Genomic DNA, 18375 nt, shown 5'->3' on the forward strand with positions numbered 1-18375 from the left:
CGTCGGCGGCACAGGCCCGGGACCGGGCGTTTTCTCCCCACGAGGCTACTCGCCGCCGGGCCCGCATCCCGGGCGTGGCGCGGCCTGCGGGCCCACGCGTTATCGAACCGTGGTGTTCAGGCGTGACATCACCGGTCGGTGATCGCGCCGTCGGTCAGGCGGCGAGTTCGCGGTATCCGGCGTCCGCGGCGTCGAGATCGCCTCCCTGGCCGGCCCGGACGGCGCGGCGGCCGAGGACCAGCACGTACGTCCAGAAGGCGGCCAGCACGAGCGCGCCGATGCCGATCCGCAACCAGGTCGGCAGCCCGCTCGGGGTCACGAAGCCCTCGACCATGCCGCTGACCGCGAGCACGAGGACGAGGCCGAGCGCCACGGTGATCAGGGATCGGCCCTCCTCCGCGAGCGCCTGCAGCCGCGTCCTCGGGCCGGGACGCACCCACGCCCAGAAGATCGCCAGGCCCGCGGCACCGGCCACGAAGACGGAGGTCAGCTCCATCAGGCCGTGCGGGAGGATGTAGGCGAAGAACGTGTCGGTCCGGCCGTAGGCGACCATGATGCCGCCCGTGAGGCCGAGGGAGACGGCGTTCTGCATCAGTGCGGCCGGGACCCACAGCCCGGTGACGCCGAAGGCGACGCACTGGGCGGCGATCCACGCGTTGTTGATCCACACCGATCCGGCGAAGGACGCGGCCGGATTGTCCGAGTAGTAGCCGACGAACTGCTCGTCGACGAGCTTGCGGCGTGTGGCCTCGGTGCCCAGCGTGGCCAGCACGTGCGGGTCGGAGGCGACCCACAACGCGACCGTCGTCGCGACGGCGCAGAACACCACGCCGATGATCACGGTCCACCAGCGCAGCCGGTACAGGGCCGCGGGGAGGGCGACGACGAAGAACGTCGCGACGTCCTCGGCGAGGTTGGAGCGGGCACCGGTGAACCGGGTCCGCGCGCGCGCCAGCCGGGACGAGAGGAGGGTCGACGTCGGGCTCTCCGGAGCGATCGACCGGAGCAGGGACAGGTGCGTGGACACACGCTGGTAGAGCCGCACCAGCTCGTCGGCCTCGGCGCCGTCGAGGCGGCGACGGCGGGACAGCACGGCGAGACGGTCCCAGTCGGGTCGGTGCACCGCCTCGAAGGCGTCGATGTCCACGCGCACAGCCTAACCGGGCGCTGCGGCGCGGGATCGGATCAGCGGCAGGTCGCTGCACGTCAGGCGCGGATCAGCCGCTCCGCACGGGCTCACCGTCGGCTACAGTGACCGCATGAACGGGCCACGGCCATGACGTCGATCGTCAGCGGGGAGGCGGTCGTCCTCGAGCTGCGGCCGGCGACCTTCGCCGCGCGCGGGGTCGGCCTGCTCCTGGACCTTCTCGCCCAGATCCTCCTGCTGGTCGGGCTGATGCTGGCCGTCGGGCCCGCCGCCGAGGGCATGGACCCCGCCTCCGCCCGCATCCTCGTGCTCGGACTCGTGCTGCTGGTGCTCGTCGTCCTGCCGATCACGGTCGAGACGCTCAGCCGCGGCCGGTCGCTCGGCAAGCTCGCCCTCGGCCTGCGCATCGTGCGCGACGACGGCGGCAGCATCCGGTTCCGGCACGCCCTGATCCGCGGCCTGCTCGGCTTCGTCGAGATCCTCATGACGGCCGGCTCGGTCGCCCTGCTCGTCTCGCTGTTCAACGAGCACTCCAAGCGGCTCGGCGACATGCTCGCCGGTACCTACAGCGTGCGCGAACGCGTGCCCGTGCGCCGCCGTCCGCTCGCGCAGACGCCGCCGGGGCTGACCGCCTGGGCGCAACTGGCGGACCTCGGCCGCCTGCCCGACCCGCTCGCCCGCCGCGTGCGCCAGTTCCAGCAGAACCTGCTGCGCCTCTCCCCCGAGTCCCGGCACCGTCTCGGCACCTCGCTGGCCGCCGAGACCGCCGCCTTCGTCGCGCCGGCACCACCTGCGGGCACCTCGCCCGAGGACTACCTGGCCGCGGTCATGAGCGAACGACGCCGGCGGGACACCGACCGGTTGCAGGACGCGCGGGACCGCGCCGAGGCACGGTCGGCCGCCCTGCACCGCCTGCCCTATTGAGGCCGCACCCGCCACCTCGCCGTGCGGCGGGGAGACGATCGGCCGACGGCAGGCGTCAGGCCCCCGACACGCAGCAGGTCCCGATCGGGAGCGTGCCTGATCGGGACCTGCTGCGTCAGCCCGCCGAACGGGCCGGAACCCGGGGACCGGGTGCGGGGATGAGACTCAATTGGCCCACTTCGCCCACGGGATGTTCCAGTCCCCGAACCCGTCGGTCGGCTCCATCGGCCCGTAGCCGGTGTTCTTGACCATGACGACGTCGCCGGTGGTCATGTGCTGATACACCCAGCCCGCGCCGGCCGCGGACATGCCGATGCACCCGTGGGAGACGTTGATCTTGCCGAGGTACGGCACCGCGGACGGCAGCGCCTGGTGGATGAACTCGCCGCCGTTGGTCAGCCGGCTCGCGTTGTGCACGGTCAGCGGCGGGTAGTAGTGCGGGTCGCCCGGCTTGAGGCCGAGGGTGCTCGCGTTGAACTGCGTCGTCGCGTACTGGTCCATGATCACCTTCGTGCCGTACGTGGACGGCCAGTCGGCGTCCCCGAGCGTCACGGGATCGTCGCGCACCTTCTTGCCGTTGACGGTGATGATCATGTGCTTCGTCTTGTCGTCGGCGACGGCGATCCTCGCGTCCCCGATCGTGATGGAGCGCTTGATGTCGGTGTTGCCGATCTGGCCGTTGCCGAAGTCGACGCCGAACAGCTTGGCGTCGATCGTGACCGTGCTGTGCGCCTTCCAGAACTGCGGGGCGCGGAAGCGGACCACCTGGTTGCTGTACCAGTGGAAGTCGCCCTTCTGCCCGGCGCTGGAGGTGATGGAGATGGCCTTCTCGACGGCGTCCCGGTTGAGCACCGGCTCGCTGAAGGTGAACTGGATCGGCTGGCCGATGCCCACGGTCTTCAGCTGCGGGCCGGGGTAGACGAGCGCGTCCGCCTCGTTCTGCGGGACGACGGTGCTGAACGTCTGGCTGCCCGTCTTCGTCGCCCCGGCGGCATCCTTCGTCGTCCAGGCGAGCGTGTAGCCGGTGTTGAAGGCGAGCCGCTTGCCCGACGTCCACGTCGTCCCCGCACCGTCGACGCTGCCGGCCACGGTCGTGCCGTCGGTCGCGGTGAGCGAGACCGTGGTCAGCGTGCCGTGGGCGGCCTTGACCGTCACGGGCGTCGCCGGGTTGACCTCGAACGAGCCGGCGACCGGCGCGGTCGTCACGGTCACCGGCGCCACCGGACCGGTGGGGGTGGCGGTGGCGGTCGCGGTCGGACGGGCGCTCGACGTCGCCGTCGCGGAGCTGCTGACCGGCCGGGTGGCCGAGCCTTCCGACGTCGGAGCGGAGGTGGTGCACCCGCTGACGGAGACGACGAGTCCGGCGGCGGCGGCGAGCGCGGCGAGCCGCAGGGAGATGCGGCCCCGCTGAGGCCGGGAGGAAGCAGATGACACGTGAAAACCCCTTGTTCGCGGGCGTCCACGCCCATGGCACGAGTGTAGGTGAACAGCTGGGCCCGACCGTTCACGTGGCGCGTTCCGCCCGGTGCGGCGTCGCCGTGGACGGCGTGTCGCTCCGGCGCGTCGGCGCAGAGCGCGCGTCGCGCGACGATTCAGTACCGGTAGTGCTCCGGCTTGTACGGCCCCGCGACGTCGACGTCGAGGTATTCGGCCTGGTCCTTGCTCAGCTCCGTCAGTTCGGCACCGAGGGCGTCGAGGTGCAGCCGCGCCACCTTCTCGTCGAGCGCCTTGGGCAGCACGTGCACCGCGGGCGTCTCCTCCGGCTCGGCGGTGTACAGCTCGATCTGGGCCAGCACCTGGTTGGTGAAGGAGGCGCTCATCACGAAGCTGGGGTGGCCCGTGGCGTTGCCCAGGTTGAGCAGCCGCCCCTCGGACAGGACGATGATGCTGCGCCGTTCCCCGCCCTCGGTGGCGGTGGTGTCGGCGTTCTCGGAGGCGTCGGGGAAGACCCACTCGTGCACCTGCGGCTTGATCTCGACGCGCTCGATGCCGGGGATCCGGGCGAGGCCGGCCATGTCGATCTCGTTGTCGAAGTGGCCGATGTTGCCGACGATGGCCTTGTCCTTCATCGCCTCCATGTGCCGGGCGAGGATGACGTCCTTGTTGCCGGTGGTGGTGATGAAGATGTCGCCGACGCCGGCCACGTCGTCGAGCGTGGCCACCTGGTAGCCGTCCATCGCGGCCTGCAGCGCGCAGATGGGGTCGATCTCGGTGACGATGACACGGGCGCCCTGGCCGCGCAGGGCCTCGGAGGCGCCCTTGCCGACGTCGCCGTAGCCGCACACGACGGCGACCTTGCCGCCGATCAGCACGTCGGTGGCCCGGTTGATGCCGTCGGGCAGGGAGTGGCGGATGCCGTAGCGGTTGTCGAACTTGCTCTTGGTCACCGCGTCGTTGACGTTGATGGCCGAGAACAGCAGCTGGCCGCGGGACTCGAGCTGGTAGAGCCGGTGCACGCCCGTTGTGGTCTCCTCGGAGACGCCGCGGATGCCCTCGGCGATCCGGGTCCAGCGCTGCGGGTCGGCGGCGAGGCTCGCCCGCAGGGTGTCGAGGATGATCGCGTACTCGGCCGAGTAGTCGGCGTCGTCCTCCTGCGGGGCCGGCGGCACGGCTCCGGCGGCCTCGAACTCGACGCCGCGGTGCACGAGCAGGGTCGCGTCGCCGCCGTCGTCGAGGATCATGGTCGGCGCGACCGGGGCGCCGTTCTCGTCGGTGAAGTCGAAGATCTTCGACGCGGCGTCCCAGTACTCGGGCAGCGTCTCGTTCTTCCACGCGAAGACGGGCACGCCCTGCGGGTCCTCCGGCGTGCCGGTGCCCACGACGATGGCGGCGGCGGCCTCGTCCTGGGTGGAGAAGATGTTGCAGCTGGCCCAGCGGACCTCGGCGCCGAGCGCGGTGAGGGTCTCGATGAGCACGGCGGTCTGCACGGTCATGTGCAGGGAACCGGCGATCCGGGAACCGGCCAGGGGCCGGCTCGCGCCGTACTCGGCGCGCAGGGCCATCAGGCCCGGCATCTCGTGCTCGGCGAGGCGGATCTGGTGACGGCCGGCGACGGCGAGGGACAGGTCGGCCACCTCGTAGTCGAGGGCCGGGTTCTGGGACGTGTCGTGGGACATGGGTCTTCCTCCTCGGGAACGGGCGGACGCCCCGGCCCGGGCCGGAGACGGCCGGGCGGCGGGCCGCCGCGACGGGTCGGGACTGACGGGCGGAGCGGGGCTGGCGGGCGGAGCGGGGGTCAGGGCTGCTGTTCGCGCAGGATGCGCAGGTGGCCGCGGCGGACGCCGGTCGCGGACGGCGCCTCGAGCGGCTGGCCGGGTTCGCGCTGGGACGGGCCGGTCTGGCCGGCCGGGTTATGCGGGGCCGGGTCGGGGCGCTGCTGGCGCACGATGTCGGCGAGGGCGCCGAGGTCGTCGACCGGGCCGGCCTGCGGCGTGTGCAGGCGCACGACCTCCCAGCCCCGGGGGGCGGTCAGCCGCTGCGCGTGGTCGGCGCACAGGTCGTAGGTGTGCGGCTCCGGGTAGAGCGCGAGCGGGCCGAGCACCACGGTGGAGTCCGCGTACACGTAGGTCAGCGTCGCGACCGCGGGCTGGCCGCAGGCGGTCCGGGTGCACATTCTGGAGGATCCCACGATCCCCCAGCCTACTCCCGGGGCCGGGCCGCCCCGGCCATCGCCTCGCCGGTCCGGCCGCCGGCGGGCGGTCTCCGGCGGAAGGTTCCGGAGGCCCCGGCGCGGCGCGGCGCGGGGCGTCCACCGGGCGCGAGCCGGGAGGGAGCGACTAGAGTTCTGTCATGCACGACAGCGTCGGCCCGTCGCCCGTTCCGCCGGTCCCCGCCGAGGGTTCCACGGGTGTTTCGCGCCCCTCCCTGCACCGCCCCTACCTGCGCCGTCGCCGCAACCGTCACGGCCGCGGCATCCGCAGTGGTCCCGTCCCCCTGGGCGCCCCCGCGCGCCGCACCCGGGCGGACGTGTTCGACGACGCGGTCCTCGATTCCGCGCAGCGGCTCCAGCGATTGCACCGCCCGGCGCTCGACGCCGTGTCCTTCGCCGTGCAGCAGATCCCGGACGATCTCGAGGAGCTGCGCGCCCGCGACACGGGCGAACTGCTGGCCGACGGCGGCATCCCCATGGGCCGGCTCGACGAGCGGGACGGCCAGGTCGTCATCGTCGTCTTCCGCCGGGTGGTCGAGCAGTTCGCCGGACGCGACATCCCCCTCGCCGACGCCGTGCACGACGCGATCGTCGAGCTCGTCGCGTCGTGGCTGCACTGGGATCCCGAGGCCGTCGACCCGCACTACGGCCGGTTCGAGTAACGCGGCGTCTCTTTCCCCCGGGGGCCTTTCCGAGTGGGCTCAGGGGCCGAGGCGCAGCGGGATCTGCCGGACGTCCTGCGCGGGCTCCGGCACCGCCGCGACCGCGATGCCGCTCTCCCCGGCCGTCGTCACCTGCGCCGCGTAGACCGCTCCCCCGCCGGACTGCACCACCACGGCGGACGCGGACGGGGTGCCTTGGCGCGGGTCGGTCACCAGGCTCCGGCCCGCACCGACCTGCACGGTGCGGGCCCTGCCGAGCCGGCCGTCCGCACCCACGGGGCGGAGGGTGACGGTGGCGGCCGCGGCCGGGGCGGTCAGCGCGAGCTGCGGCGCACCGACGGGGAGGACGGGCAGCACGATCTCCTGGCCGAGACGCGCGGCGGCGCCGGCCTCGGCGATGTCGACGGGACGGCGCACGTCGGTGCCGCGCACGGTCCGCACGCCGGCGGTGACCGGGACGTCGGACCGCACGGTGACGCCCCACACCCCGGCCGGCAGGGCCGTCAGCGGAACGGTCGTCACCGCGCCGCCGCGGGCACGGACGACGCCGGCCGTGCCGAGCGCCACCTGGCCGGCCGGTCCGTGTGCCTGCACCCGGACGGTGGCGTCGCCGTCGCCGGGAACGGTGAGCTGGAGCACCGGGACGGTGTCGGGGGCGGCGCGGCGCAGGGCGGTCATGTCGGTCGCGGACGGGATGAGCACACCGGGCACCGTGCGGGTCAGGGCCGGACTCTCGACGGGCGTGAGGTACTCGACGCCGCCGGGCGTGAGTCCGCGCAGCACGCTCTGCTGGATGACCGCGGCGACGGGGCCGCCGCGGCTGCGGACGCGGACCCCGAGATCGGACTGGCCGGGCGCGAGGCCGGCGAGCACGATCGAGCGGCTGGCTCCCGGGGCGAGCAGCAGGCCCTGGCTGCCGACCGCGGTGATCGGGCCGCGGGTGCCGGCGAGATCGAGGTCGACGGTGGCGGGGCTCGTGCCGGGGTTGTGCAGGGTCAGGATCGCGGTGCGCCCGACCGTGGTCGAGGCGCCGAGCAACCACAGGTCGTTGCCGGGCGCCTGACAGGTGGCGGCGGCGAGTCCGCGCAGGTCGCCGTCGTCGGCGCGGTAGCCCAGCACCGCCCCGGCCGCCGTCGGCGTCTGTCCCACGGGTGAGGCGCGCAGGACCGACGGCGAGTTGACGCCGATGCCGGTGCGGGCCGCCGCCCGCGGCGTCCCGCTGCCCGTCGTGGACCGGGGCGCCTGCGCGAGGGTCGCGAGCGAGCCGCGCCCGGTGAGGGGTTCGAGGACGGTGCCGCCGAGGACGCCGTCGTCGGTGCTGCCGACGACCGCGGCGACGGTCGTGCGCGCGCTGTCCGAGACGGGGCTGAGCTGCGGGTCGGTGCTCGATCCGGCCGTGAGCAGCCGGGGCGCGCCGGGGCACACGGCCGTGGTCTCGGCGGCCGGCACGGCGGCGGCCGGGGCGGCCACGGAGCGGGACCCGGCGGCGGGCGCCGTTCCCGGCGCCAGCACCGGCGCGGCGACGAGCGCCCCGGCGGCGGCGAGGACGACGACGGACGCCGCGGCGGAGGCGATCACCCGCCCGCGGGCGGCCGGCGGGGTTCCGGTCGAGGCGTCACGCACGCGTCGCTCCTTCCGTTTCGCGGTCCCGTCCCGGCGCGGCCGTCCGGTCCGGGGCGGCGGGGTCGACGTCGTCGGATCGGTCGGGTGACCGGAGCCCGTCGTCGGACCCGGCGCGGGTGGCGACCGGGGTGACGGCCGGGGTGACGGCCACGTCGGCGGCGGTCGAGCCCGCATGCGTCGCGGACCGGCGGCGCAGCACGGCGTCGGACTGCTGCCAGTGCGGGGTGAGCCGGCGCGGCATCCGCAGCGGCAGGGCCAGCAGGAGGGTCAGGACCAGCACGAGGACCTGCGCCGCGGCCCACCAGGGCGCCGCGGGATGCCGGTACTGCGCGTGGAAGGCACCGCCGGCGGTGGGCACGGCGAAGGACTGGGACCAGGCCGACCGGCCCGTGCCGGTACCGGACGCGACGGCGGCGCCGTCGACGGTGGCTCCCCAGTGGGCGTCGGCCCGCTCGGCGAGCACGACGCGCCGGCCCGGGGCACCCGGCGGCAGCTGGGCGACCGTCCCGTCGGTCGTCGTCGCCAGGTACTGCAGGGTGGCGCCCTGCGCGTCGACGAGCCGGGCACGGGCGACCACGGTGGCCTTGCCGGCCTCGACCGCGGCCGGCGTCACGCGCCACAGCCACCCGGCGTCGGTGCGGCCCACGGCCACCAGTCCGGGGACCGTGTCGATGCGGGCGGCCAGCAGGTCGGTGGCGCTGCCGGTGCCGCGCAGGACGACGAACGCGGCACCGAGGGATTCGAGGTCCGGGGCCGGGTCGACGCCGTTGGCGGCGAGCACGGTGGCCGCGGCCCGGCGGGTCAGGGCGGTCGCCGGGTCCCCGCCGGTGGCACCGCCCGTGGCGTCCGCGCCGCCGTCGGCCGCGACGGCGGTGGAGGTCCCGGCGGACACCTGGCCGAGCACCGTCGAGGAGAGGGCGTCCTCGGTCGTGCCCGTCCCGCTGACCAGCGCCGCACCGGCGTCCTGGCCCTCGGTGGTGTCGAGCACGAGGGTGCGGGAGCGGTCCGGCCCGGTCGCCCGGTCGGCCGCGGTGGCGGGCAGCGACCTCGCCGGGACGGTGCGCACGGTGTCGGCCCGGCCGGTCAGCGCGGACAACGCTGCGGGGCCGCCGTCGAGCCGGCTCGCGGCGAACGCGCCGAGCCCGGCCAGCGGCGCGACGCACAGCACGGTGCACAGCAGCACGCCGGTGATGCGGCCGCCGCGCCCGAACGGGGTGCCGGCGGCATCGGGCCGCTGACGCCGGTGCACGGTCCACGCCTCGACCCCGGCGGCGGCCGCGACGAGCAGCCCGAGCACGATCAAGGACACGGCCGGACCGGGGTACGGCCCCACGACGGTGCCGTCGTCGGCCGAACCGGTCACGAGGACGGAGGCCAGCAGGCTGGTGCCGAGGCCAAGCAGGACGGCGAGCCAGGCGCCCCGGGCGGCGGCGGCGCGTCGCGGCACGGTGAACAGCGCCGCGACGGCCAGGGCGAGAGCGGGCACCCCGAGAACGAGGGCCCCGACGAGCACCCACGGCCCGGCAGGCAGCGGTGGGAGGGCCCCGTCCAGCGTGAGCTGCTCGGGGAAACCGAACAGCTGCAGCCACAGGGCCGCGGACCGGGCACCGAGCGGCAGGCCCGGGTCGGCGAGCAGGACGCGGAAGGGCGCGGCGACGTCGGCCGAGGCCCCCGCCGCGATCAGCCGGTCGGTCAACAGCGGGGCGACGAGCACGAGCGGCGACAGCAGGGTCCAGGCGACGGTTCGGGCGCGGCGGCCGAGCACGACGGCGAGGACGAGCAGACCCGCGACCAGGGCGGGCAGCAGCACGGGAGCGGACGCGACGACGGCGGCGCACGCGAGGCCGGCGGCGGCCGCGGCGGTCCAGGACGGGGTTCCGCCGGTGCCGGGCCTGGGCAGGGCCCCGATGGCGCTGACCCGGCCGCGGGCGTCGATGCGGTGGGTGCGCGATCCGCCGACGGCCCGGATCAGGCCGAGGACGGCGAGCGGGAGCAGCACGTGGGCGAGCACGGCGCCGAGCCGACCGGCTCCCAGCGCGGTCTGCAGGGCCGGCACCGCCGCGTACACCAGGGCCGCCCAGAAGCGGACGGACCGGCGGGCGGTGACGGCGCCGACGGCGAGCCACGCCGTGAGGGCGCTGAGCGCGAAGGCCAGCGGGAAGAGCCAGGCGACGACGATCGAGCCGTTCCCGGCGCCGAGCAGGGCCAGCCCGCCGAGCAGGAGGGTGAACGGGTCCGGCACCGCGGGCCAGCCGGCGCCGAGCGTGGACCACCAGGAGGTCGCGTGGGCGAGGACCGCGCCGAGGCCCGGCGAGAGCGGCAGCAGGGCACCGCCGGCGACGGCGGGACCGGCGAAGAACGAGCCGAAGGCCACGGCCCCGGCAGCGAGGGTGAGCGCCACGACGAGCAGCACGGTCGCGGTGCTGCCGTTGCGGGCGGCGGTGGCGATGGAGGTGAAGTCGTCCCGGCCGAGGGTGTCGCCGGTGGCCTCGGTCGTGCCGTCCGAGGCGCCCGTCCCGTCGCCGACGACGGTGCCGGCGACGGCCTCGCCGCGGGAGCGGCGGTGCGCACGGACCTCGCGCCCGGGGGTGAGGAGCGGCTGGACGACGGCCCGGGAGACGCGCCGGCTGCGGGCTGCGCGAGCGCGCGAGCGGTGCAGCAGCCGCGGCCGGAGCAGGGCGCTCAGGGTCGCGCCCAGCTCGGTGGCCCCGTAGCCGGGGTCCTTGGCGAGCAGACTGACCAGGACGGTGCCGAGGGCACCGAGCAGGGCCCCGAGCATCGTGAACGGCAGCCGCCACGCGGGAACGTGGGTGAGGCGCAGGTGCACCTGTGCGCGGCGGCGCAGCACGTGGTCGCGGTTGCGGGGGCGGGCCGCCGCCCGGTCGGCCGCGTGGTGGATGCGGGCGCGCGGCACGACGACGACGCGGTGGCCGGCCAGGCGGTTGCGCCAGCACAGGTCCAGATCGTCGCCGGCGACGGGCAGCGCCGGGTCGAAGCCGCCGAGGGCGTCCCACACGTCGCGGCGGATCAGCATGCCGGCGGTGTTGACGGCGAAGACGTCGCTCTCGGCGTCGTACTGCCCCTGGTCCTGCTCGTCGGGGGCGATGAGGGTGAGCCGCTCGGTCCAGCGACTCAGGTGGACGCCGACGTCGAGAAGGGCCCGGGGGTCGTCCCAGTGGACCTGCTTGCACCCGGCGATCGTCACGGAGGGCGCGGTCTCGACGGCGGCCAGCAGTCGGGCGAGGGCGTCCGGCGCGGGGGCGCCGTCGTCGTGCAGCAGCCAGATCCACCGGGACTCGGCGGGGCCGGGGTCGCCGATCAGGCCGTCGGCGTCCGCCAGGCCGCGGGCGACGGCGGCGGAGAAGACCGTGCCGGGATCGGTGTGGACGAGCCGGGATCCGGCGGGCAGGCCAGCGCGCAGCAGGCCGACGCTGTCGTCGGTGGACCCGGTGTCGACGGCCACCACGGCGTCGAGGGGACGCTGCTGGGCCGCGAGGCCGGAGAGAGTCCGGCGGAGGTACCGCTCGCCGTCGTGCGCGACGAGGACGGCCGTGACGTGCACGCCGGTGTCAGACGGCGCGCCTGCGCAGCCGGCGGCGCTCGCGCTCGGACATGCCGCCCCAGATGCCGAAGCGCTCGTCGTTCTCGAGGGCGTACTGCAGGCACTGGGAGCGGACGGTGCAGGCGCCGCACACCTTCTTGGCGTCGCGCGTCGAGCCGCCCTTCTCGGGGAAGAACGCTTCGGGGTCGGTCTGCGCGCACAGGGCGTCGGCCTGCCAGGAGAGCTCGCCGTCGTCGGCGGGGTCCGGGGAGGTGCCCGGCAGGCCCAGCCAGATGGCAGGACTGACCTGGTGGTCGAACGCGGGCTGTGCGTGCTGGGGCGCCTCGGCCGGAGCACCGGCGAGCGCGGTGACCCCGGACTCCTCGAAGGCCTCGTGCTCGGCGAGGAAGGCGGTGGCGGCGTCCTCGAGGGAGCGCTGCGTGTGTTCCCGGTACCGCCGCGACGCGTCCGGGTCGGCGGGGTCGACGTACCAGTCGTCGGGGACGGCTCGGGCCCCGTACCGACTGGCGGTATCCGCGGCCAGATAACGCTCCTGCGCCTGTTCCGCTGCTCCCACTGGTGCTCCTCGTCTGCTCGGTCTGCTGGATGGTGCTCGGACAGAAGACCGCCTGGTCCCCCCGGATCGGTCGGGCGCCCCGGAGACCCCACCGATCGGCTGGCTGAGACCTCCGGCCGGTGTGCAAGCTCGGTCCCGCGGGTCCCCACCGGCTCGGGTGACGAGGCCGGTCGTCGCCGGCTCTCCCGCGGTGGTCTCCGCTGGTGGTGCTCGGGTACCCTCGACGGTGGCCGCCTCGGGTCGACAGGGTGGATCGCTGGGTCTGCGTGCTGGGTATCTGTCCGGCCGCGCCTTGGGCCGACGACCTAATTACACGCGTGTAAGTACAGCAACGTCAAGCCGTTCCGGCGAATGCGAGGCCGCTCCGGCGTGTTGGGGTTTCCCGGGCGTGTCGCGCGTCATCGACGGTCATCGTGTGCATCGGCTCGTTCCGGCCTGCGACGAGGGGGCGGGGGCATGCGGGGACCGGTTGCACGACATCGTCCTGCGAGAGAATGGCCTTCCCGCCCCGACCGGAAGGCTGCCACCCGATGACCTCCCCCACCGCGACCACGCCGGATCCCCGGTTCTCCGACCTCGAGCGCGCCCTCGCCGCCGCGGGCCCGGCGCCGCGCCTGATCTGGTACGGCTCGGCCGGCGACCGGATCGAGCTCTCGGGCGCGGTGCTGCTGAACTGGGCGGCCAAGACGGCCAACCTGCTGGTCGAGGAGTGCGACGTCGAGCCGGGCGCCGCCGTGCGCCTGGCGCTGCCCGTGCACTGGCGGACACTGGCGATCGCGCTGGGTGCGTGGCAGGCCGGCGCCGACCTGCGCACGGGTGCCGACGCCGGACCGGTCGCGGTGCACGTCGACGTGGCTCCGTCCGCCGACGGAGAGCTGCGCGCGGACCAGGACGTCGTCGTCGCGCTCGGCGCCCTCGACCTCGCGTGGCCCGGGCAGCTGCCGCCCGACGTGCTCGACTACGCCGCGCTCGTGCGGTCGTTCGGCGACGGCTTCGGTGGGGACCCGGCGTCGGGGCCGCTCGGGCTGTACCGGGACGGCCGGTCGGTCGCACTGGGGGAATCAGCGGCGGATGAGCCGGGAACGGGCGGTTCGGTCATGGAGCCGGGGCGCGCACGCGCCCTGGACCCGGCGCTCGATCTCGCCGCCACGCTCGAGGCGGCAGTGGATGCGTGGCTCGACGGGGTCGCGGTGCTGATCACGGACGACGCCGAGCGCCTCACGGACGCGGTGCTCGCCTCGGAACGCGCGGTGCGCGCGTCCTGACGGACCCCTGAGAACAGAGACCGGGGACGTTCCGGGGGTCAGCGCCCTTCGCGCTCCATGCCCTGGCGGACCTCGTCGCGCTGCACCTCGTCGGCGCGGATGCGGCGCAGGCGCTCGGTCTCGGTCCAGCGTTGCTGGTCGTGCGCGGCGATGTCGTCGGCGAACTCGGGTTCGGTGCCCAGCTCGGTCGCGAACACCCAGTAGCGGTAGGCGATGAAGCGGAAGATCGTCCCCAGCGCCAGGCCGACGACACCACCGGCGATGAAGGAGGACGTCGTGTCGCGCAGCCCCAGCACATACGAACTGAACCACACGCAGCCGGCCTCGATGCCGACGCCGATCGCGTTGATGACGAGGAACTGGATGAGTTCGCGGACCTTGTTGGCCTGCCGCTTGTGCCGGAACGTCCAGTAGCGGTTGGCGACCCAGGCGAACAGGGTCGCGACGATCCCGGAGACGACCTTGGCCTTCGCGTGGCTGTCGGCCATGGGCCCGTGCACGAGCAGGAACCAGACCCCGTTGTTGACGACGAAGCCGAGCGCCCCCACGGTTCCGAACTTCAGGACCTCCCGGACGAACATCGAGAACAGCCCACGGAACCGCTCCATCAGTGCCTGCATGCCGACCTCGCCATCGTGCTGGTGAATCGCGGTCCCGCGATCGTGCTGGTGCTCAACGGTCCCCTGCCTGTGTCCGGACCGGAGGACATCGGCGACCGCCGGCCGGACCAGCCGCGACCACGGAGACACTCTACCGCCGGCCGCCGCGCGCTCGGCGGTGGCCGGCCCGTGACGGTGCCCACGGCGCCGGCCCTCCCCGGCCGCCCGTCATCCGGTGCTGACCGCTCGGCGCGCTGGATAGGCTGGCGGCATGGACAGACCTGTGATCGGAGTGGTGGGCGGTGGCCAGCTGGCGCGGATGATGGCGCCCCCGGCGACGGAACTGGGCATCGAGCTGCGGGTGCTGGCCACGTCGCCCGACGAGTGCGCCGTCGCCGCGGTGCACACCTTCGAGGTGGGCGATCACCGTGACCTCGAGGCCCTGCGCCGGTTCGCAGCCGACGTCGACGTCCTCACCTTCGACCACGAGCACGTGCCCACCGAGCACCTGGAGGCCCTGCTCGCCGACGGCGTGTCCGTGCACCCGGGCCCGGACGCGCTCGTGAACGCGCAGGACAAACTCGTGATGCGAGCGGCCGTGGACCGGCTGGGCCTGCCGAATCCCGCGTGGGCGGCCGTCGACGACGTCGACGCCCTGATCGCCTTCGGGGACGCCACCGGCTGGCCGGTGATCCTCAAGACCCCGCGCGGCGGGTACGACGGCAAGGGCGTGCGGGTGATCGACGACGCCGACGCCGCCCGCGCCGCCGCGGACTGGTTCTCCGCTTCCTCCACCGGGGGCGGCCCGCTGCTGGCCGAGCAGAAGGTCCCCTTCAGCCGCGAGCTCTCCGCGCTGCTGGCGCGCACCCCGTCGGGCGCGATCGCGTCCTGGCCGGTGGTCGAGAGCATCCAGGTGGCCGGGGTGTGCGACGAGGTGATCGCCCCCGCGCCCGATCTCGACCCCGCCGTCGCGGCCGCCGCGAGCGAGGCCGCGAGGACGCTGGCCGCCGAGCTCGGCGTCACCGGCGTCCTCGCCGTCGAGATGTTCGAGACGCCGGGCGTCGGCCCCGGCTTCGCGATCAACGAGCTCGCGATGCGCCCGCACAACAGCGGCCACTGGACCATGGACGGCAGCGTCACCAGCCAGTTCGAGCAGCACCTGCGGGCCGTGCTCGACCTGCCGCTGGGCGCGACCGACGTCCTCGGTGCCGCCGCCGTGATGAAGAACGTGCTCGGGGGCGCGAACCCCGACCTCTTCGCCGTCTACCCGCAGGTGATGGCGCAGGCCCCGGCCGTCAAGGTGCACACCTACGGCAAGGGGGTGCGGCCCGGCCGGAAGATCGGGCACGTCAATGCGGTCGCCGCGACGGCGGAGGACCTGCCGGAGGTGCGCCGGGCCGCGGAGGACGCCGCCCGCACCCTGGCGGACGGCACGGTCGGTGCCACACTCTCCGACCAGCCGGCACCCTCCGGCCGGCCGGCACCGTCCGCCACCACGACGACCGGAGCAACCCGATGAGCGCGACTTCCACCGCCGAGCCCGCTCCCGGCGCCGCTGTCTCCGGCCCGCTCGTCGGCGTCGTCATGGGCTCGGACTCGGACTGGCCCGTGATGCGTGCCGCGGCCGAGGCCCTCGACGAGTTCGGCATCCCCTACGAGGCGGACGTCGTCTCCGCGCACCGGATGCCGGAGGACATGATCGCCTGGGGGCGCGAGGCCGCCGACCGGGGGCTGCGCGTCATCATCGCCGGGGCCGGGGGCGCCGCCCACCTGCCCGGCATGCTCGCCGCCGTCACTCCCCTGCCCGTGATCGGGGTGCCGGTGCCGTTGAAGACCCTCGACGGCATGGACTCCCTGCTCTCGATCGTCCAGATGCCGGCCGGGGTGCCGGTGGCGACCGTCTCGATCGGCGGGGCCCGCAACGCCGGCCTGCTGGCCGCCCGCATCCTCGCGGCGGGGTCGGACGAGCGGGCCGCCCGGCTGCGGGAGGGCCTGGTGCGGTTCGCCCAGGACCTGCGGGCCACCGCGACGGCCAAGGGTGAGAAGCTGCGCCAGGGCCTGCGGGCCGGTGCGCCCGATGCCGGTTGAGCACGGTGCGCTCGTCGCGACCCGCGTGAGCTCGGCAGTCCTGCTCGACGCCATGATTCTGCTCGACGACGACCGGAAGGTGTCCCCGTGTTCCGCCTGACCAGCACGATCCGTCCCTACGCCTGGGGATCGACGACGGCGATCGCCACCCTGCTCGGCCGCGAGCCCTCGGGGGATCCGGAGGCCGAGCTGTGGCTCGGCGCCCACCCGGACTCCCCGTCCGTGATCGCCCCCGGGGAATCGGAGGCCGGGGCGCGGCTCGACGACGTCATAGCGGCCGACACGGCCTCGACGCTCGGGTCTGCCGTCGCCGACCGCTTCGACGGGCGGCTGCCGTTCCTCATGAAGATCCTCGCCGCGGGCGCGCCGCTGTCCCTGCAGGTGCATCCGACGATCGCGCAGGCCGAGGCCGGTTTCGCGGCGGAGGACGAGGCGGGCGTGGCGCGCGATGCGGCCGAGCGGAACTACAAGGACCGCAACCACAAGCCCGAGATGATCTACGCCCTCAGCGACTTCGCGGCCCTCTCCGGTTTCCGGGCCCCGGCGGCGACGGCGGCGCTGCTGCGGGAGGCGCTCGGAGCGCTCGGCGGCCTCGACGACGTCGACCCCGCGGGCGTCCGGTTGCTCGCCGAGCTCGCCGACCTGCTGGAGGGAGACGCGGCGGCGTCCGGCACAGAGTCCGGCGCTGCGGTGTCCGGCACGAGGTCCGGCGCTGCGTCGTCCGGCGCGGACGAGGACCCCCGGCTGCGTGACGCGTTCGCCCTGGTGTTCGACCGGCGCGACGACGCGGCGCTGGCCGCCCGGTCCCTGGCCGACCTCGCGCCGGGGTCGCTGTCCGTCACTCCCACGACGGCCATCTCGCTCGCGACCGCGGCGGATCTGCAGGAGCGCTACCCCGGCGATCCCGGCGTCGTCGTCTCCCTGCTGCTCAACCGCGTGAGCCTGCTGCCCGGGGAGGCCCTCTACCTGCCGGCCGGCAACGTCCACGCCTATCTGTCCGGCCTCGGTATCGAGGTCATGGCGGCGTCGGACAACGTGCTGCGCGGCGGCCTGACGAGCAAGCACGTCGACGTGCCCGAGCTGCTGCGCACCGTGCGATTCGCCGCCCTCGGCGTGCCGGAACTGCCCGCCGTCGAGACCGAGTGGGGCCAGCGGGTGTTCGCTCCCCCGTTCGACGAGTTCGCGCTGCAGGTCCTCGACTTCCGGACCGGCCCCGACACCGGCACCGGCGATGCGTCCACCAGCGCCGACGTGCCGGTCCTCCAGCATGGTCCGGTGCTCGTGCTGGTCACCGACGGCGCGCTCGTGCTCGACTCCCCCAACGGCTCGCTGCGCGCGGCCCGCGGTGAGGCGGTGTTCGTCCCGGCGGCCGAGGCTCCCGTGATGGCACGGGCCGCCGAACCCGGCACGCGAGCCTTCGCGGCGACCGTCGCCCGGGAGTTCTGAGGGTCTCCCCGGACTGACCCGGTGACCTGGCGGTTCCGTCGGAGAACGACGCCATCCCGCCGTGACTCAGCAGTTCCCGCCCGAGAGCGACGCCCCCGCCCTGACTCAGCGGTTCCCGCCCGAGACGACGCCGCCCTGCCTTGACTTAGCGGTTCCCGCCCGAACTCGGGGCTCTTTGAGCAGGGTCCTCGGGCGCGAACCGCTACGTCACGCTGGTGGGTGGCGGTGCAGCCGCAGCACGCGGGCACTCGGAGCAGCCGCAGCACCCGGAGCACTGGGCCGACGGTCCGCCGGCCTCACGAGTCCTGTCGGTGGCGGCCGTCACGATCGGAGCATGACGGACACGCTGCTCGACGCTCACCCCGCCCTCGCCTCTGCGGCATCAAACGCACCGCTGCCCGCCGTCGTGCGGACGACCGACCACCACGACTCACGTCCGGTGCAGCAGCACCCCGTCCGACCGCCGAGTCGCGCGGGGAACGGCACGACGGCGCGGGACCGGTTGGCGATCGCGACGCTGATGGGGGTCGCTTCTCGCCACGCGAGCCGGCGCGACGTCGCCTTCGAGGACGCCGCGGCGGAGGTGCGGCGAGCGGCCGACGGGCGGATCGACCTGCTCGGCGAGGCGGCGGGCGTGTTCGCCGCGATGGGCCGGGCGGACGCGGCCGCCTGGTATGCGAACGCCGCCGCGCATCTGTGCATCGCGGCCGACGGGGACCGGGAGGTCGCGCGCGGTCAGGTGGAGACGGTCGCCGCGCGCCTGTCCGCTCCACGCCGCGGCGTCGCCGGTGGGCCCCCGGCACACGCCGCAGACGGCGACCGGCGAGGAAGGGGGTCCCGAAGCATCAGGTGAT

15 protein-coding genes are annotated in these 18375 nt (G+C 74.7%); 7 read left to right on the forward strand and 8 right to left on the reverse strand.

The features are described from left to right. Nucleotides 1-154 precede the first annotated feature (154 nt). Nucleotides 155-1147 (reverse strand): stage II sporulation protein M, encoded by a 993-nt coding sequence (locus tag V6N00_RS11415; RefSeq protein WP_334232457.1) that lies wholly within the window; start codon nt 1145-1147, stop codon nt 155-157. 129 nt (nt 1148-1276) lie between these two features. Between V6N00_RS11415 and V6N00_RS11420 the strand changes: the two genes are divergently transcribed. Beyond that, entirely contained in the window at nt 1277-2071 is a 795-nt protein-coding gene (locus V6N00_RS11420) for an RDD family protein (RefSeq protein WP_334232459.1), read from the forward strand. Between the two features lie 165 nt (nt 2072-2236). On the opposite strand, the gene V6N00_RS11425 is transcribed toward V6N00_RS11420, so the two are convergent. The 3 genes from V6N00_RS11425 to V6N00_RS11435 form a co-directional block, all read right to left on the reverse strand. Then, nucleotides 2237-3505, reverse strand: a complete 1269-nt coding sequence (locus V6N00_RS11425; RefSeq protein WP_334232461.1) for a L,D-transpeptidase — start codon at nt 3503-3505, stop codon at nt 2237-2239. Nucleotides 3506-3663: 158 nt separating this feature from the next. Beyond that, nucleotides 3664-5187 (reverse strand): adenosylhomocysteinase, encoded by a 1524-nt coding sequence (ahcY, locus tag V6N00_RS11430; RefSeq protein ID WP_334232462.1) that lies wholly within the window; start codon nt 5185-5187, stop codon nt 3664-3666. Between the two features lie 119 nt (nt 5188-5306). Next, nucleotides 5307-5699, reverse strand: a complete 393-nt coding sequence (locus V6N00_RS11435; RefSeq protein WP_334232463.1) for a DUF3499 domain-containing protein — start codon at nt 5697-5699, stop codon at nt 5307-5309. Between the two features lie 161 nt (nt 5700-5860). On the opposite strand from V6N00_RS11435, the gene V6N00_RS11440 reads away from it, so the two are divergent. Beyond that, nucleotides 5861-6382 carry a metallopeptidase family protein gene (locus V6N00_RS11440; protein ID WP_334232465.1) on the forward strand — a complete coding sequence of 174 codons (522 nt, stop codon included), beginning with the start codon at nt 5861-5863 and terminating at the stop codon, nt 6380-6382. A gap of 39 nt (nt 6383-6421) precedes the next feature. Here the strand turns inward: V6N00_RS11440 and V6N00_RS11445 are convergent, their stop codons facing one another. The 3 genes from V6N00_RS11445 to V6N00_RS11455 are packed head-to-tail and all read right to left on the reverse strand — an operon-like array spanning nt 6422 to nt 12123. After that, nucleotides 6422-8005 (reverse strand): DUF5719 family protein, encoded by a 1584-nt coding sequence (locus V6N00_RS11445; RefSeq protein ID WP_334232468.1) that lies wholly within the window; start codon nt 8003-8005, stop codon nt 6422-6424. Then, complete coding sequence (locus V6N00_RS11450; protein WP_334232470.1) at nt 7998-11567, reverse strand: glycosyltransferase family 2 protein; 3570 nt, start codon at nt 11565-11567, stop codon at nt 7998-8000. Before V6N00_RS11450 ends, V6N00_RS11445 begins: the two co-directional genes overlap by 8 nt. A gap of 7 nt (nt 11568-11574) precedes the next feature. Further along, nucleotides 11575-12123, reverse strand: a complete 549-nt coding sequence (locus V6N00_RS11455) for a WhiB family transcriptional regulator (protein WP_334232471.1) — start codon at nt 12121-12123, stop codon at nt 11575-11577. A gap of 530 nt (nt 12124-12653) precedes the next feature. On the opposite strand from V6N00_RS11455, the gene V6N00_RS11460 reads away from it, so the two are divergent. Beyond that, the gene (locus V6N00_RS11460) at nt 12654-13388 is read left to right on the forward strand and encodes a TIGR03089 family protein (RefSeq protein WP_334232473.1); all 735 of its coding nucleotides are present in this window, start codon (nt 12654-12656) and stop codon (nt 13386-13388) included. Between the two features lie 38 nt (nt 13389-13426). Here the strand turns inward: V6N00_RS11460 and V6N00_RS11465 are convergent, their stop codons facing one another. Continuing rightward, nucleotides 13427-14008, reverse strand: coding sequence for a GtrA family protein (locus V6N00_RS11465; RefSeq protein ID WP_334232475.1), 582 nt, complete (start codon nt 14006-14008; stop codon nt 13427-13429). 250 nt (nt 14009-14258) lie between these two features. Here V6N00_RS11465 and V6N00_RS11470 point away from each other — a divergent pair, with 250 nt between their 5' ends. The 4 genes from V6N00_RS11470 to V6N00_RS11485 all read left to right on the forward strand — a co-directional run bounded on the left by V6N00_RS11470 (nt 14259) and on the right by V6N00_RS11485 (nt 18374). Continuing rightward, complete coding sequence (locus V6N00_RS11470) at nt 14259-15506, forward strand: 5-(carboxyamino)imidazole ribonucleotide synthase (RefSeq protein ID WP_334232477.1); 1248 nt, start codon at nt 14259-14261, stop codon at nt 15504-15506. Beyond that, the gene (purE, locus tag V6N00_RS11475; RefSeq protein ID WP_334232479.1) at nt 15503-16075 is read left to right on the forward strand and encodes a 5-(carboxyamino)imidazole ribonucleotide mutase; all 573 of its coding nucleotides are present in this window, start codon (nt 15503-15505) and stop codon (nt 16073-16075) included. The genes V6N00_RS11470 and purE overlap by 4 nt, the downstream gene beginning before the upstream one ends. 87 nt (nt 16076-16162) lie before the next feature. Then, the gene (gene manA / locus V6N00_RS11480) at nt 16163-17521 is read left to right on the forward strand and encodes a mannose-6-phosphate isomerase, class I (RefSeq protein ID WP_334232480.1); all 1359 of its coding nucleotides are present in this window, start codon (nt 16163-16165) and stop codon (nt 17519-17521) included. Between the two features lie 334 nt (nt 17522-17855). After that, on the forward strand, nt 17856-18374 hold the full coding sequence (locus V6N00_RS11485; protein WP_334232481.1) for a hypothetical protein: 519 nt from the start codon (nt 17856-17858) through the stop codon (nt 18372-18374). Nucleotide 18375: the final 1 nt, after the last annotated feature.

Origin of the sequence: Tersicoccus mangrovi (genome assembly GCF_036881825.1) — a bacterium.
GTDB lineage: Bacteria > Actinomycetota > Actinomycetes > Actinomycetales > Micrococcaceae > Tersicoccus > Tersicoccus mangrovi.